The sequence below is a fragment of the Nocardia sp. CC201C genome (assembly GCF_030010695.1).
Classification (GTDB): Bacteria; Actinomycetota; Actinomycetes; order Mycobacteriales; family Mycobacteriaceae; genus Nocardia; species Nocardia otitidiscaviarum.
Window position 1 is genome coordinate 1 of the sequence record NZ_JASCXP010000166.1, and the last position, 14,681, is coordinate 14,681.

Consider the following 14,681-nt stretch of genomic DNA (forward strand, 5'->3'; position numbering starts at 1 on the left):
CGTGCCCGCGTCGACGGCATCGTCGGCAGCGAGGGCCGCACCGCGCGCCCGATCGTCGGCTTCCGGTCCCCGGGCGGCGGGTGTGTCCGTATCCGGTGCCGGGGTGGCGGCCGATTGTGCGCCGGTGGGGTCTGTCACCTCGGTCACCCGTACTCCTCATCACTGATGGTGTCGTATATCGCGCCGCCGGTCTCCTTGGCCGCGCTGGGTTCGCCGGTCCAGCTGACCCGCAGCGGGCCCAGCGGATCGGGTTGCTCGAATTCGATATTCCGGCCCCGGTAGAGCTCGAGCAGCGCCAGGAAGCGGGCCACGATCTGCACCGGGGCCTCGCAGTCGACGATCAGCTCGTGGAAGGTCGTCCAGCCGCCCGCGCCCTTGGCCTTCAGCAACTCCAGGATGATGGCCGCCTGTTCGGCGACCGAGACGGCGTGCTGGTGGATGTGGTCGATCCCGACCTTGGGCACCGGCCGGGGCCGGAAGGCCGCCGCGGCGACCTCGGCGAATCCCGCCGCGTCAACTCCCAGGGTAACCTCCGGCAACAGGTCCAGGTAGCGCTCCTCGAGCGAGACCGCGCGCGGGTAGCGCTGCAACGCGGCGGCTTCCAGCTCGGCGAACAGTTCGGCCACCTGCTTGAAGGCGCGGTATTGCAGCAGGCGGGCGAAGAGCAGATCGCGGGCCTCCAGCAGTTCCAGATCCTCCTCGTCGGTGACCTCGCCGGAGGGCAGCAAACGGGCGGCCTTGAGATCCAGCAATGTCGCCGCCACCACCAGGAACTCGGTGGTCTGATCGAGGACCTTGTCCGCGCGCAGCCCACTGGCCTCGGCCTGCGCGGTCAAAGCCTTGGTGTAGGCGATGAATTCATCGGTCACCTTGTGCAGGGCGACCTCGGTGACATCGAGGCGGCGCGAGCTGATCAGCTGGAGCAGCAGATCGAACGGACCCTCGAAATTGCTCAACCGCAGATGAAACTTGCCGGAAGTATCCGAGCTGTCCGGAGCTGCCGAGCCATCGGGGGCCGCCGTGTCACCCGGAACGGCCGCGGTATCGGGCGATCCCGCACCCGGCGCGACGGGCGCGGCGGATGCCGCGATATCGGACACCACGGCGGTATCCGAATCACCGGCGATGTCGTCGACCACCGATGCCGCTCCATCGCGCTCCGCGGGCGTCGCCCGTTCGTCGCCGGGTTCGTCGGCATCGGAATCACCGGCACCGGGGTCGTCCTCGGGAGTGCCCGCGATGTCGTCGACCACCGCACCCGGCGGATCCGCGTCTCGTGGCACGGCGGTATCCACACCCGGCGTGACCTGCCCGGGCGCTGTCTCGGGGGAATCGTTCAACGGCCCGACCGGTGTATGACTTCCCGTGCCATGGCCCGATACGCTTCCGCGCCACCGGATTTCGGCGCCCAGGTGGTGATGGGTTCACCCGCGACACTGGCGTCGGGGAACCGGACGGTCCGCGAGATCACGGTGTCGTAGACGAGGTCGCCGAACACCTCGACCACGCGCGTCATGACCTGGCGCGAATGCAGCAGACGGGCATCGAACATGGTGACAACGATGCCGTACAGGCTCAGCGCCGGATTCAACCGGTCCCGCACCTTCTCCACGGTGTCGTTGAGCAGGGCCAGCCCGCGCAGTGAGAAGTACTCGCACTCCATGGGAATGATCACGCCGTCGGAGCAGGCCAGGGCGTTCACCGTGAGCAGGCCCAGCGAGGGCTGGCAGTCGATGAGGACATAGTCGTAGCGGTTGCGCAGCGGCGCGAGCGCCCGTCCCAGGGTCTGCTCGCGGCCGACCTCGTTGACGAGCTGGATCTCCGCGGCGGACAGGTCGATATTGCTGGGCAGCAGATCCATGCCGTCGACCTTGGTGCGCATCAGCACATCGTCCACGCCGACCTTGCCGTTGCCGACCAGCAGGTTGTGCACGGTGTGGTCCAGATCGTGGTGCGCCACACCGAGTCCCGCCGACAGCGCACCCTGCGGATCCAGATCGACCAGCAGCACCCGGCGGCCGTATTCGGCCAGTGCCGCCCCCAGATTGATGGTCGAGGTGGTCTTGCCGACCCCGCCCTTCTGATTGCACATGGCGACTATGAGCGCGTCACCGTGATGGTTGACGGGCGGAGGCTCCGGGATATCGCGTAGAGGCCGACCGGTCGGACCTAGTTCCGCGTTATCCGGTTGCACGTCCGGCGCCTCCCACAATGTCTGCGCGGCGGTTTCGATCCGCTGGCCCGCACCACCGGCTTTCGTCACGTCCGCTGCTCCTTCGACGTTCATGCCCTAACCCCGCCGCCCGTGCGGCACGGTCCCTAATAGACGCTACCGCCTGTCCACGCAAGACCCCGGCTCGGACACGCACCCTAAAGCTGCACTTCAGACTGGCTACCGGGCCCGAGGATGAGCTGTCGCCCATACCTCGTGCAGCGTTCCGACGGTGACCAGAGTGTAGATCTGAGTGGTGGTCACCGAGGCGTGACCGAGAAGCTCCTGCACCACCCGCACATCCGCGCCGCCGTCGAGCAAATGTGTGGCGAACGAATGGCGCAGGGTATGCGGCGACACCTGGGCCGCGATTCCGGCGCGTTCGGCCGCGGCCTGCAACACCTGCCAGGCACTCTGGCGCGATAGTCGACCACCCCGGTGATTGAGGAACAGCGCCGGATTTCCCTTGCCGCGCAGGGCGAGTGCGGGGCGGCCGCGCACCAGGTAGGCGTCCACGGCGGCCAGCGCCGGGCGGCCGATGGGCACCATGCGCTGTTTACCGCCCTTGCCGCGCAGCACCACCGCGCGCTCCCCCGTATCGATATCGTCGACATCCAGGTCGATGATCTCCGAGATGCGCGCACCCGTGGAATACAGCAACTCCAGCAGGGCGCGATCGCGTAATCCGCGCGGCCCATCTGCGACATCGCCACCGGCGGCATCCAGCAGCCGGGAAATCTGCTCGTACGGCAGCGCTTTCGGCAGGCGGCGGGCCGGGGCCGGGGGTTTCACCGGATGCGCCACATCGGCGCTGGTCATTCCCTCCGCCGCGGCGAACCGGTGCAGTCCGCGCACGGCCACCAGCGCCCGCGCCGCCGAACTGGCCGCCAGCGGGGGGCGTTCGGCGTCGCCGGAGCGCAGCGCCACCATGAAATCCCCGATATCGGTCTCCGAGACCGCTGCCAGTCCGGCGACGCCCCGGGCCGCCAGGAACTCCCGATAGCGTCCGAGATCACGGCGGTAGGCCGCGAGGGTGTTGCGCGCGGCCCCCTTCTCGACGGTGAGATGGTCGAGGTAGGCGTCGATCTCCCGCCGCAGCGCATCGCGATCCCGGTTCTCGGCGGTGGTCGCGGCGGCAGTCACGGACCCATCATGGCAGTCCGCACCGACGGATTCGGCAGCGACGCCGCCCAGACAAGACCGCTCGGTCGGCGGGCAGACCCACCACCTCCTCTGGCGGACGCGGTTCAAGCGGCAGGCCGAGATGGTGTCGACCGGCCCCGCGCGTGCGGCGGCGCCGTCGCGCCAGGGCGGCGCGACAGCAGACCGCTCGCTACTTTTCGCTGGCTTCGCCTACTTTTCGCTGGCCTCGGCGGACTTCCTGGCCAGGAAGGCGGTCGGCATGTCCGGCCACGGCGCGTCGGCCGCCCGCAGCGGCGCACCGGTCGCCCGCGCGGTCACCAGCGCCAGCAGTCCGGCCACGGCGGTGGCATTGGTGATCTCCCCCGCCAAGGCCGCCCGCACGGCCGCGTCCAGCGGCATGCGGACGATCTCGATATCCGCCTCTTCCAATTCCGGCTCGGGCCGCTCGGTCTCGTACAGGCCGGTGGCCAGATAGACGCGCAGCGCCTCATCGGTAAACCCCGGTGACAGCGCCACGTCCACCAGCACCGACCACTCCCGCGCGGCCAGACCGGTCTCCTCGGTCAGCTCCCGCCGCGCCGCCTCCAGCGGATCCTCCCCCGGCTGATCCAGCAGCCCGGCGGGCAGTTCCAGCAGGCGCCGCCCGAGCGGATGCCGATACTGGTTGATCAACACCACGGTGTCGTCGTCCTCGAGCGCCACCACCGCCACCGCGGGGTGATGCTCGATGACCTCGCGCTGGGCGACCCGCCCGCCCGGCATGGCCACCTCGTCCAGCCGCAGCGCGAGGATCGCGCCGGAGTACGCGGTGCGACTGTCGACGATGTCGAAGTCGTGGGTGCCGGGGGCCGAGTCGCCGTGCGCTGAGGTCATTTCGCTACTTTCTCACCCGCTTCGGCGGGCGCGGTATCCGGGATCTCCACCGGAAGCCGTTCGGCCGCCTTGTATTTCAGTGCCGCCGCGATGAGCGCCGCGAACAGCGGATGCGGGCGCGTGGGCCGGGACTTGAGTTCCGGATGCGCCTGGGTGGCCACGAAGAACGGGTGCTTGTCCTGCGGCAGCTCGACGAATTCGACCAGATGCCCATCGGGCGAGGTGCCGCTGAACTTCAGGCCGCTCTTGGCGATCTTGTCGCGGTAGGCGTTGTTGACCTCGAAGCGATGCCGGTGCCGCTCGGACACCTCGGTCTCGCCGTACGCCTGCGCGACCACCGAACCCGGCTCCAGGACCGCGGGGTACGCGCCCAGGCGCATGGTGCCGCCCAGATCGGCCTCCCCGGCCACGGCCTGCTCCTGATCGGCCATGGTGGAGATGACCGGATGTTTGGTCTCGGGCTCGAACTCCGCCGAGTTGGCGTCCTTGAGCCCCACCGTGCGCGCCGCCTCGATCACCACGCACTGCAGGCCCAGGCACAGGCCCAGCAGCGGAATGCCGTGGGTGCGGGCGTAGCGGATGGCCCCGACCTTGCCCTCGATGCCGCGAATACCGAATCCGCCCGGAATCAGCACCCCGTCCACATCGGACAGGTGCTGCTGCGCGCCCGCCTCGGTATCGCATTCGTCGGACTGCACCCAGCGGATGTTCACCTTGGCCTTGGCGGCGAATCCGCCCGCGCGCAGCGCCTCGGTGACCGACAGGTAGGCATCCGGCAGGTCCACGTACTTGCCGACCAGCGCCACGGTGACCTGTTCGCGCGGGTTGTGCACCCGGTCCAGCAGATCACCCCACACCGTCCAGTCCACGTCGCGGAACGGCAGGCCCAGCTTGCGCACCACATAGGCGTCCAGGCCCTCACGGTGCAGCACCTTGGGAATGTCGTAGATGGACGGCGCGTCCGGGGTGGACACGCAGGCGTCCACCTCGACGTCGCACATGAGCGCGATCTTGTTCTTGAGCGGCTCCGGCACCTCGCGGTCGCAGCGCAGGATCAGCGCGTCGGGCTGGATGCCGATATTGCGCAGCGCGGCCACCGAGTGCTGGGTCGGCTTGGTCTTGAGCTCGCCGGACGGGCCCAGGTAGGGCACCAGCGTCACATGCAGGAAGAAGCAGTTGTCGCGCCCCACCTCGTGGCGGATCTGGCGCGCCGCCTCCAGGAACGGCTGCGACTCGATATCGCCGACGGTGCCGCCGATCTCGGTGATGACCACATCCGGGATCTGACCCTGGCGATCCGGTCCCGCCATGGCGGTGATGCGGCTCTTGATCTCATCGGTGATGTGCGGGATGACCTGCACGGTGTCACCGAGGTATTCGCCGCGGCGCTCCTTCGCGATGACCGACGAATAGATCTGGCCGGTGGTGACATTGGCGTACCCCGACAGATCGCGGTCGAGGAAGCGTTCGTAATGCCCGACGTCCAGGTCCGTCTCCGCGCCGTCCTCGGTCACGAACACCTCACCATGCTGGAAGGGGTTCATTGTGCCGGGATCGACATTGAGATACGGATCCAGCTTCTGCATGGTGACGCGCAAACCACGCGCCGTCAGCAACTGTCCGAGGCTGGAAGCGGTCAGGCCCTTACCGAGTGATGAGGCGACACCGCCGGAGACGAAGATGTGCTTCGTGGCCGTCGTATTATGAGCGGAGCGCGCCGGAATCCGTGATTGACCCACGGGACTCCACGGTAACACGGATCCGCCGGGCTGTTCACACGCCGCGCGGACCGATCGCCACCGATTAGCTATCAGTTCAGCGTGGCATGGCCGCGACTGTGAGCGAGGTCGCCCGATCGCCGGTGCCGTATCGGCCGGTTCCGCCGCTCAACTGCTCGGTCAGCGCGAGCGCCGTGGTGAGGCGGCCGATCTCGTGGTCCACATTGTCGACGGTGGTGACCGTTGCCAAGGGGGCTTCGTCACGCGCCACCGCGATCGGTCCGGACCCGGCGGCCGCACCCGCGCGACCCGCCAGCACCACACCCGCCCCGCGCGCCTTCAGGCCACCGGCGAAGCGAGCGATGATGGTGCCGCGCTGGTTCTCGTCGGCGCGGACGCCGTCACCGGTGACGACCACCGCGAGATCGGCGGGGCGCACCTCCCCTGCCGGGGCGAGGAAACCGCCGCCGCGCAGGGTCTCCAGCGCCAGGCCGCGCTCCTGATCGCTGCCGCGCGGCTGCCGGTTGGCGGGATCGGTGAGCAGCAGCAGGCCCAGCAGGTCACCGCCCAGACTGCCCTGATCGGTCGCGCCGGTGCCGAGCTGCGCGCCCGCGGGGACCAGGTTGGCGACGGCGGTACGCAGCCGGTCGCCCTCACCGGAATCGGTGAAGGCGTTGGTGAGCGCGATCTGCCCGGTAACGGTCGCCCCGGCGGTGGTGAGCGATTTGGTGACCGCGTCCACATCCGCGAGATCGGCGTCGGGCGTGGTGAATACGACGACGCCGCGATCGGTCAGGCTGCCCGCCAACAGTTTCGGCGCCGCACCGGCGAGGAAGGCGTCGGCGGCCCGCAATTGCTCGGTGAGCCGGGCATTCTCGGTGCGCAGGTCCCCGGCCTGCCCGCCGCCCTCGCCCATTCCGGGTAGCAGACCGTCGTTCGCGCGAGCGCCGAGCACCACGCCGACGGCGAGGGCCAGGAAGACCGCGGCGATCGACACGGCGTGGTAGCGAAGCGAAATCATGGGTCCCCTAGCTGCTTCGGTCGAGAAGGCCGCGAACCCAGAGTTCGAAGCGGTTCCAGGCGTCGATACCGGAATCGATCACCTCATTGCCCAGGTGCGTGGCCAGCAGCGCCACGATCAACGCCACCAGCGCGGCGAGCACCACCAGCGCGACCGCCCAGCCGGAGCCGCGCTGCCGGTACAGCGTGGCAACGGCTTTCGCGTCCATGAGCGTGGTGCCGATCTTCAGCCGGGTGAGGAAGGTGGCGGGATTCGAATCGCGGCGGCCGCGGTCGAAGAAGTCGTCCAGGGAGGCGGCGGCGCCGCAGGTGACGATGAGCGACGCCCCGTGGTGATTGGCCAGCAGCAGTGCGAGATCGGCGGCCGCGCCCGAGGACGGGAAGGTGGTCGCGCCGATGCCCAGATCCTGGATGCGCTCCAAACCCTTGGCGTGCCCGTCGGTATCGGCGGGCAGGATCACCTCGGCACCGCATTTGAGGGTGGTGGCGGTGATCTCCTCGGGATCGCCGACGATGAGGTCGGGCCGATATCCGTTGCGGGTCAGGGTGTCCGCGCCGCGTCCCACGCCCACCAGGATGGGCGCGTACTCCTTGATGAACGGTTTGATGCGCTTGAGATCCTCGGCGTGATCGGAACCGTCGGCCACCACCACGACGTGGCGCTTGCGCATGTCGAGGTCGAGTTCGGGCACGCCGATGCCGTCGATGAGCAGACCGCTCTCGGTGCGGATGAACTCGATGGTGTTGCCCGCGAACGCCTCCAGGTGATCGGCCAACCCGTTGCGGGCCTCGATCATGCGCTCGGCGATGGAGGATTCGGTGAGTTCCACGCACTCGACGAGGACCTCGGGCTCCTTCTTGGTCAGCTTGTCGCTGTAGACGACGCCGTCGTCGACGCGGACCTTCGCGCCGTCCTTGATGCGTTTGAACACATCGGTGGTGACGGTGTCCAGCAGCAGGATGCCATTGGCCACCAGCACTTCCGGGCCCAGATTCGGATAGCGGCCGGAGATGGACGGCGAGGCGTTGATCACCACCGCCACCCCGGCCTCGACCAGGCGGTCGGCGGTGAGGCGGTCGAGGTCCATCTCGTCCAGCACTACCACGTCCCCGGGTCCCACGCGCTGGAGTAGACGTCGGGTATTGCGGTCGACCCGGGCGATCCCGGACAGGCCCGGCAGCGTCTCGGTGGGTTTCGACAACAGTCCCAGCATCTTCATAACGCCCGATGGTTACAGGAAAGTCTCAACCATTGGTGGAGGCGCGCCGCACCATCAATCACATTCGTCACTGTGATGCCACCATGTCCCGCCATCATGACCGAAAGCGACAGTGCCCGTGACCACAGGTACCGATATGCTCCGGGGCGTAGCTGTCCCGGACATTCAGGGGATTCGGTTTGGCAGCTCGACCGAAGGAGACAATGCCGTCATGGCCAGCACCACCGTCGACACCGTGATCGCCGCCCCGCGGGAGGTCGTCTACCGGCTCTTCGCCGATCGCGACGCGATGGCAGCCTACCTGCCCATCCAGATCTCGCTCATCCAGCCCGGCGCGGGCGCCCCCTCCGGTGTGGGCGCGCGCTACAAGCTCGGCCTCGGCCCGGTCGGCGTCACGGAAGAGACCCTCGAACTGGTGCCCAATGAGCGCATGGTCTACCAGATCGTCGCGGGCGCGCCGGTGAAGCGGCATGTCGGCACCGTCACCTTCGCCGACGCTCCGGGCGGCACCCGGGTGGTCTACACCATGGAATCCGAGCCCAGCCTGCCCGTTCCGGCCAAGGCCCTGGAGTTGGGTCTGAAGGGCCTGATCAACGCCTTTCTCAGTGGCGCTCGCAAAGCGGTGAAGTAGGGCGAACCCGCCTCCGACCGGCCCGTCTCCGCTCCGGAGGCGGGCCTCGCCATGTCGGCTCGGGATTCCGATACGAGCCGCCACCGGGTCGCGGCCGCGTACGTGGTATTCGATGGGTATCGACGCAACGGGGTCTCGGTGAATGTCGCGGGCTGGCCGGTGACCGAGCTGCTGCTGAGCCGCGCCGGCGCGCCGACAGCGGCAGTATCGCCCCGCGTGGGCGAACTCGGTGCGGCCACCGGCGCGCTCACCCGCCTGCGGCGACGCCGCAGCCGTCCGATCGCGAATCAGTCGACCGCGCCGACCTTTTCGGCGTGCGCGGTGGTGAGCAGCTCCCAGGCGTGGGCGCGGCCGGTCTCGGTGTCGCCGAGACCGGCCAGCATGCGGGCCAGTTCGGCGACGCGCTCGTCCTGGGTGAGGGCGCGGACCCCGGAGTTGACGCCCTTGCCGTCGTCCACCTTGTCCACCACCAGGTGGGTATCGGCGAAGGCCGCCACCTGCGGTAGATGGGTCACCACGATCACCTGGTGGGTGCGCGCCAGAGTGGCCAGGCGGCGGCCGATCTCGACGGCCGCGCGGCCGCCGACCCCGGCGTCCACCTCGTCGAAAACCATGGTGGTGCCGTGCTCGGAACTGGCCAGCACCACTTCCAGGGCGAGCATGACGCGTGAGAGCTCACCGCCGGAGGCACTCTTGCTCAACGGCAGCGGCTGCGCGCCGGAATGCGCCGCGAGCCGGAATTCCACCTCGTCCACACCGCTGGAACCGGCATGCAGTTCCGAACCGTCCACCTTCAACGGCGCGGAATCCTGGGCGGCGGCCGGGAGCGGCCGCACCACGACCTCGAGTTTGGCGCGCCCCATGGCCAGGCCGGACAGTTCGGCGCTCACCGCGGTCGCGAGTTTGCCCGCCGCCCTGGTGCGCGCGGCGGTGAGTTTGCGCGCCGCCTCGCGCACCTTCTCCGCCGCGCTGTCGACCTCGGCCGACAGCGCCGACAGCGCCTCCTCGGAGACGTCCAGGGAGTCCAGGCGGGTGCGCGCCTCATTCGCCCAGGCGATTACGCCGTCGATATCGGGGGCGTATTTCCGGGTCAGCGTTTTGAGTTCGGCCTGCCGGGTCAGCATGGTGTCGAGCGCACCGGGATCCGACGGCAGATCCGACAGGTAGGAGCTGAGTTCGGTGGTCAGGTCGACGACCACCGCGATGGCGTCGCCGAGCCGCGGGGCCAACCCCGCCAGCGCCGGATCCTCGGCCGCCTCGATGCGGGCGCGGGCGGTGCCCAGCAGATCCAGCGCACCGCCGCCCTCACCGGGAGCGTCGGCCGGACCGGCCAGCGCGTCGTGCGCGGTGGCGGCCGCCTCACGCAGCGAATCCAGATCCGAGAGCCGCCGCACCTCGGACACCAGGTGTTCGTCCTCACCGGGTTGCGGTGCGATGGCGTCGATTTCGGTCAGCGACTGCTCGAGCTGGGCGGCCTCGAGCGCCAGTTCCCTACTGCGCGCGGTGCGTTCGAGCAGTTCGGTGCGGGCGTCGAGCCACTTGCGCCGCTCCTTCTGATATTTGCGCAGCAGCGGACCGACGCTGTCGGAGGCGAACTGGTCCAGGGCGTGCAACTGCTGATCGGGCCGCTGCAGCCGCAACTGATCGTTCTGACCGTGCACGGTGAGCAGCGGCGTCGTGAAATCCGACAGCACCGCGGCCGGAACGCTGCGCCCGCCCAGGTGCGCGCGGGAGCGGCCGTCGCTGCCCACGGTGCGCACGGCGATGATGGAACCGTCGTCATCGCGTTCGGCGCCGGTGGATTCCAGCACCCCGTCCACTTCGGCGACGGCGCCCTCGTGTACCTCGTCGAGGGTGAAGCGGCCCTCCACCACCGCCCGCGACGCACCCAACCGAACCCGGCCGGGGTCGGCGCGCGCACCGCTCAGCAGGTGCAGGCTGGTCACCACCATCGTCTTCCCCGCGCCCGTCTCACCGGTCAAACAGGTCAAACCCTCATGGAATTGCGCTGTGGCGGTGGAAATGACGCCCAGGCCGTCAATCCTGATCTCTGTCAGCACTCGTGCTCTCCGTTCGGCGGTGTTCGACGTCGCCTGCTCGGGGTCGCTGCGTGGTTACGCGGGCTTCCTCCTCCGCGCCCAGCCGGGCAGACGAGCGGCCCCGCCAGCCTGTCACGGGCAACTGGAATTTGCGCACCATCCGATCCGCGAAGGGTGCGGAATCCAGCCGCACCAGCAGTACCGGCTCGGTCCCACGGACCGCCTCGACCCGGCCGCCTCGCGGCAGTGCGAGGGTGCGTCGGCCGTCGAGGAAAACTATCGCATCGTGGCCCGTCGCAACGGTTTCCACCGCTATGCGCGAATCCGGGCTGGCCACCAGGGGTCGCGCGAACAGGGCGTGGGCATTGCTCGGGATCACCAGCAGCGCCTCGAGTTCCGGCCACACCACCGGGCCGCCCGCGGAGAACGCGTACGCGGTGGAACCGGTGGGGGTGGCGACCAGCACGCCGTCACAGCCGAAGGACGAGACCGGGCGGCCGTCCACTTCGAGGACGACCTCCAGCACCCCCATCCGCGCCGAATTCTCGATACTGGCCTCGTTGAGCGCCCACCCGCGTTCGGTGATCGTATCGTCCACGCGCACGGTGACATCGATGGTCATGCGCCGCTCGATGCGGTAGTCACGGCGCACCACCTGGGCGAGGGCCTCGTCCAGATTCTCGGCCTCGGCCTCGGTGAGGAAACCGATGCGGCCCAGATTGATGCCCAGCACCGGCACATTGGCCTCGCGGGCGAGTTCCGCCGCCCGCAGGAAGGTGCCGTCACCGCCGAGGGCGAGCACCATTTCGCAACCGATGGCGGCTTCGGGGCCGTGCTCCATCACACGCACCGGATACCCGTCGGGGCGGCCCTGCTCGTCGGTGTCGAAGCGGGTGCTGTACGCCTCGTCCGCCAGCACCCGCAGGCCGATCCCGAACTGCTCGAAGATCTTCGCCACCCGGTGCGCGGTCTCGGTGAGTTCGGCGCGGCCGGGGTGGGCGACCAGCAGGATCTCCCGAGTCTTCGCGTCGTGCAACCGACCGCTCTCCCCGCTCACTGCGGACCCTCCTCCACCGCGCGCTGGATCAGCGCCGCCACCCGTTCCTCCTCGACCGCATCGTAGGCGGCGGCACCGACAGCCGCCGCCTCGGGCGCGGCCGGGTGACCGGTTCCCGCACCGTCTTCCGGAACGGACGGAACTCCCGGGTGCGCACTCACGGACGAGTCCGCTGCGGTGCCGGCGATCGACCCGGCCGAATGGTCGGCGCCGGACGGCTCCTTGCGCAGCCAGAGGAAGTACTCCACATTCCCCGACGGTCCCGGCAGCGGGCTCGCGACCACGCCGTGGGTGCGCAGTCCCAGCCGTGCGGCGGCCGCGGCCACCGCACGCACCGCCTCCGCGCGCAGCGCCGGATCCCGCACCACACCGCCGGACCCGACGCGTTCCTTGCCCACCTCGAACTGGGGTTTCACCATCGGCAACAGATCCGCGGCCGGGGCGCAGCACAGTGCCAGCGCGGGCAGCACCAGGCCGAGGGAGATGAAAGACAGGTCCGCCACCACCAATTCGACTGTGCCCCCGATGAGTTCCGGGGTCAGGGCCCGCACGTTGGTGCGGTCGTGCACCTCGACGCGGTCGTCGCTGCGCAGCCGCCAGACGAGTTGGCCGTAGCCGACATCGGCGGCCACCACCGCCGCGGCCCCCTTCGACAGCAGCACGTCGGTGAACCCGCCGGTGGACGCGCCCGCGTCCAGGCACCGCTTACCCGCGACGGTGACACCCTGCGGTTCGAACGCCGCCAGCGCACCCAGCAGTTTGTGCGCGCCGCGCGAGGCCCACCGCACTTCGTCGGGCTCCTCCCGCACCAGCAGCGGGGTCGCGGTCTCCACCCCCGTCGCCGGTTTGGTGGCGACCGTTCCATTGATCAGGACGCGACCCGCCGAGATCAGCTCGACCGCGTGTTCCCGCGACCGCGCCAATCCGCGGCGAACCAGTTCCGCGTCCACTCGTGCGCGCCTGGCCACCTCAGATCTTGTCCACCGTTGCCAGGGCCTGCACCAAGACCTCGTGCGCCTGCTCGAGGATGCGGGCCCGCCGCGCGATATCGATCCCCTCGCCGCTCGAATCCCGCGCACCCGCGTGCAATTCCGCCAGCAACTCGTCGACCTCCGCGCGCACCCGACCCGGATCGGCGAAGTCCGCTTGATTCGCGCCCGGCAGATGCTGACCGGGCAGTGGCGCCCCGGGGCGGGGGCCGGGCACGGGCGCATGCGGGCGTGGCGTGGGCGTAGTCATCGTGGCGACAACGCTACCGGAACTCACATTCGAACACACGTACCGCATCCCTCCGATCCGGTCGCCGACCGGGCGCGCCGCGAAAATCGTTTGCCCCGGACTGCGAGGATCGACGGTTATGGGACGTGACTTCGACGAACTCGTGGCGGAGGCCGAGTCGGTAGCGGTGGACGGCTGGGATTTCTCCTGGCTGGACGGCCGCGCCAGCGAGGAGCGCCCGTCGTGGGGGTACCGGAAGCAGCAGGCGCGGCGGCTGGCGCGGGCGCGCGCCGCCCTGGATATCCAGACCGGCGGCGGTGAGGTGCTGGCCGAGGCACCGACGTTTCCGCCGACCATGGTCGCCACCGAATCGTGGCCGCCGAATCTGGCGAAGGCCACCCGGCTGCTGCATCCGCGCGGGGTCGTGGTGGTCGCCGATCCGGACGAACCGCCGCTGCCCTTCGCGGACGACGCCTTCGATCTGGTGACGAGCCGGCATCCGGCCACCATCTGGTGGGCGGAGATCGCGCGCGTGCTGGAACCCGGCGGCACCTACTTCGCCCAGCACGTCGGCCCGGCCAGTGTGTTCGAACTCGTCGAATACTTCCTCGGGCCGCAGCCGCAGGCGCGCGGCGAACGCCATCCCGACGCCGAGACCGGCGCGGCGCGGGCGGCGGGGCTGGAGATCGTGCGGTGTGAGCCGGAGCGGCTGCGCATGGAGTTCCACGACATCGGCGCGGTGATCTACTTCCTGCGCAAGGTCATCTGGATGGTGCCCGGCTTCACCGTGGACGCCTATCGCGATCGGCTGCGCGACCTGCACCAGCGGATCGAGCGGGAGGGTCCGTTCATCGCGTACGCCGCGCGCACGCTGGTCGAGGCACGCAAGCCCAGTACGCCGTAGTCGCTGCGGTCGCGCTGCCGCTGGGCGAATGTCGGGTTAGTGTCGGCGGCGGGTGAGATTCGCCCTCCCCCAGCAGTTTCCCGATCGGTCGGAGTTCTCGAATGGCCAGATATACACTCACCGCCGCTGGCGTGCTGTTTCTCCTCTACCCGGTGCTGCGGCCGTGGCACGACGAGACCACGACGGAGGGCGCGGCCGCCGCCATGGGGTCCACCCTATGGGTGGTGTCACATGTCTGCGCCATGATCGGATTCGTGCTCGTATCCCTCGGGCTGCTCGGCATTCGCGATCGCATCGGGATCGGACCGGCGGCCGCCATGTGGGTGGGCACGGGATTGACGCTTCCCTACTACGGTGCCGAGGATTTCGGTTTGTACGCGATGGCGACCGAGGGCGACCGCGACGATCTGCTCGCGGTGGCCGACGCACTCCGGTTCGCCCCCATTCCGGCGGCGATGTTCGGAATCGGACTGATCACGGTGGCTGCGGCGAGTGTGTGGGTCGCGGTCGCGTTGCGGGACAGTGCCGCCCGTTACGCGGCCATGGTATTCGCGGCCGGGTTCGTGCTGTTCATGCCGCAGTTCTTCGGGCCGCCCGCCCTGCGCAAACCGCCCCGCGGCCAAGTTATAGCCCGAAGCGTGTGGGT

Annotated in this window: 14 protein-coding genes; 3 read left to right on the forward strand and 11 right to left on the reverse strand. The window is 69.4% G+C overall.

Annotated features, from left to right (window positions below; all coding sequences use genetic code 11):
- Positions 1-143 precede the first annotated feature (143 nt).
- The 7 genes from QK444_RS18475 to steA all read right to left on the reverse strand — a co-directional run bounded on the left by QK444_RS18475 (position 144) and on the right by steA (position 8,186).
- The gene (locus QK444_RS18475) at positions 144-962 is read right to left on the reverse strand and encodes a segregation/condensation protein A (RefSeq protein WP_282781981.1); all 819 of its coding nucleotides are present in this window, start codon (positions 960-962) and stop codon (positions 144-146) included.
- 374 nt (positions 963-1,336) lie between these two features.
- On the reverse strand, positions 1,337-2,233 hold the full coding sequence (locus QK444_RS18480) for a ParA family protein (protein WP_282781983.1): 897 nt from the start codon (positions 2,231-2,233) through the stop codon (positions 1,337-1,339).
- Between the two features lie 159 nt (positions 2,234-2,392).
- A complete protein-coding gene (gene xerD, locus QK444_RS18485) occupies positions 2,393-3,355 on the reverse strand; it encodes a site-specific tyrosine recombinase XerD (RefSeq protein ID WP_051037133.1) in 963 nt (320 codons plus the stop codon).
- Between the two features lie 210 nt (positions 3,356-3,565).
- Positions 3,566-4,228 carry an NUDIX hydrolase gene (locus QK444_RS18490; RefSeq protein ID WP_282781962.1) on the reverse strand — a complete coding sequence of 221 codons (663 nt, stop codon included), beginning with the start codon at positions 4,226-4,228 and terminating at the stop codon, positions 3,566-3,568.
- On the reverse strand, positions 4,225-5,967 hold the full coding sequence (locus QK444_RS18495; protein ID WP_282781964.1) for a CTP synthase: 1,743 nt from the start codon (positions 5,965-5,967) through the stop codon (positions 4,225-4,227). The genes QK444_RS18490 and QK444_RS18495 overlap by 4 nt, the downstream gene beginning before the upstream one ends.
- A 76-nt stretch (positions 5,968-6,043) precedes the next feature.
- Positions 6,044-6,967: a copper transporter gene (locus QK444_RS18500; protein WP_282781966.1), complete on the reverse strand. Its 924-nt coding sequence runs from the start codon at positions 6,965-6,967 to the stop codon at positions 6,044-6,046.
- A gap of 7 nt (positions 6,968-6,974) precedes the next feature.
- Entirely contained in the window at positions 6,975-8,186 is a 1,212-nt protein-coding gene (gene steA / locus QK444_RS18505; protein WP_282781967.1) for a putative cytokinetic ring protein SteA, read from the reverse strand.
- A gap of 211 nt (positions 8,187-8,397) precedes the next feature.
- On the opposite strand from steA, the gene QK444_RS18510 reads away from it, so the two are divergent.
- Positions 8,398-8,817 carry an SRPBCC family protein gene (locus QK444_RS18510; protein WP_029928439.1) on the forward strand — a complete coding sequence of 140 codons (420 nt, stop codon included), beginning with the start codon at positions 8,398-8,400 and terminating at the stop codon, positions 8,815-8,817.
- A 287-nt stretch (positions 8,818-9,104) separates the two neighbouring features.
- Here QK444_RS18510 and recN read toward each other — a convergent pair whose 3' ends face one another.
- Genes recN through QK444_RS18530 form a run of 4 tightly spaced genes read right to left on the reverse strand, consistent with a single transcriptional unit; the run spans position 9,105 to position 13,152 of the window.
- Complete coding sequence (gene recN, locus QK444_RS18515; protein ID WP_282781970.1) at positions 9,105-10,877, reverse strand: DNA repair protein RecN; 1,773 nt, start codon at positions 10,875-10,877, stop codon at positions 9,105-9,107.
- A complete protein-coding gene (locus QK444_RS18520; protein WP_282781972.1) occupies positions 10,855-11,913 on the reverse strand; it encodes an NAD kinase in 1,059 nt (352 codons plus the stop codon). Before QK444_RS18520 ends, recN begins: the two co-directional genes overlap by 23 nt.
- The gene (locus QK444_RS18525) at positions 11,910-12,881 is read right to left on the reverse strand and encodes a TlyA family RNA methyltransferase (protein WP_282781973.1); all 972 of its coding nucleotides are present in this window, start codon (positions 12,879-12,881) and stop codon (positions 11,910-11,912) included. Before QK444_RS18525 ends, QK444_RS18520 begins: the two co-directional genes overlap by 4 nt.
- 1 nt (position 12,882) lies before the next feature.
- Positions 12,883-13,152, reverse strand: a complete 270-nt coding sequence (locus QK444_RS18530) for a hypothetical protein (RefSeq protein WP_282781975.1) — start codon at positions 13,150-13,152, stop codon at positions 12,883-12,885.
- A gap of 118 nt (positions 13,153-13,270) precedes the next feature.
- On the opposite strand from QK444_RS18530, the gene QK444_RS18535 reads away from it, so the two are divergent.
- Positions 13,271-14,035, forward strand: a complete 765-nt coding sequence (locus QK444_RS18535) for a class I SAM-dependent methyltransferase (RefSeq protein WP_282781977.1) — start codon at positions 13,271-13,273, stop codon at positions 14,033-14,035.
- A 101-nt stretch (positions 14,036-14,136) separates the two neighbouring features.
- Positions 14,137-14,681: hypothetical protein (locus QK444_RS18540; protein WP_282781979.1), on the forward strand; the 545-nt coding region annotated here is incomplete at its 3' end.

Excerpts from the sequence above, each read along its gene's own strand:
- steA (WP_282781967.1), bottom strand. The coding sequence starts at position 8,186 with ATGAAGATGCTGGGACTGTTGTCGAAACCCACCGAGACGCTGCCGGGC.
- QK444_RS18510 (WP_029928439.1), top strand. The coding sequence starts at position 8,398 with ATGGCCAGCACCACCGTCGACACCGTGATCGCCGCCCCGCGGGAGGTC.
- QK444_RS18530 (WP_282781975.1), bottom strand. The coding sequence starts at position 13,152 with ATGACTACGCCCACGCCACGCCCGCATGCGCCCGTGCCCGGCCCCCGC.
- QK444_RS18500 (WP_282781966.1), bottom strand. The coding sequence starts at position 6,967 with ATGATTTCGCTTCGCTACCACGCCGTGTCGATCGCCGCGGTCTTCCTG.
- QK444_RS18490 (WP_282781962.1), bottom strand. The coding sequence starts at position 4,228 with ATGACCTCAGCGCACGGCGACTCGGCCCCCGGCACCCACGACTTCGAC.
- QK444_RS18535 (WP_282781977.1), top strand. The coding sequence starts at position 13,271 with ATGGGACGTGACTTCGACGAACTCGTGGCGGAGGCCGAGTCGGTAGCG.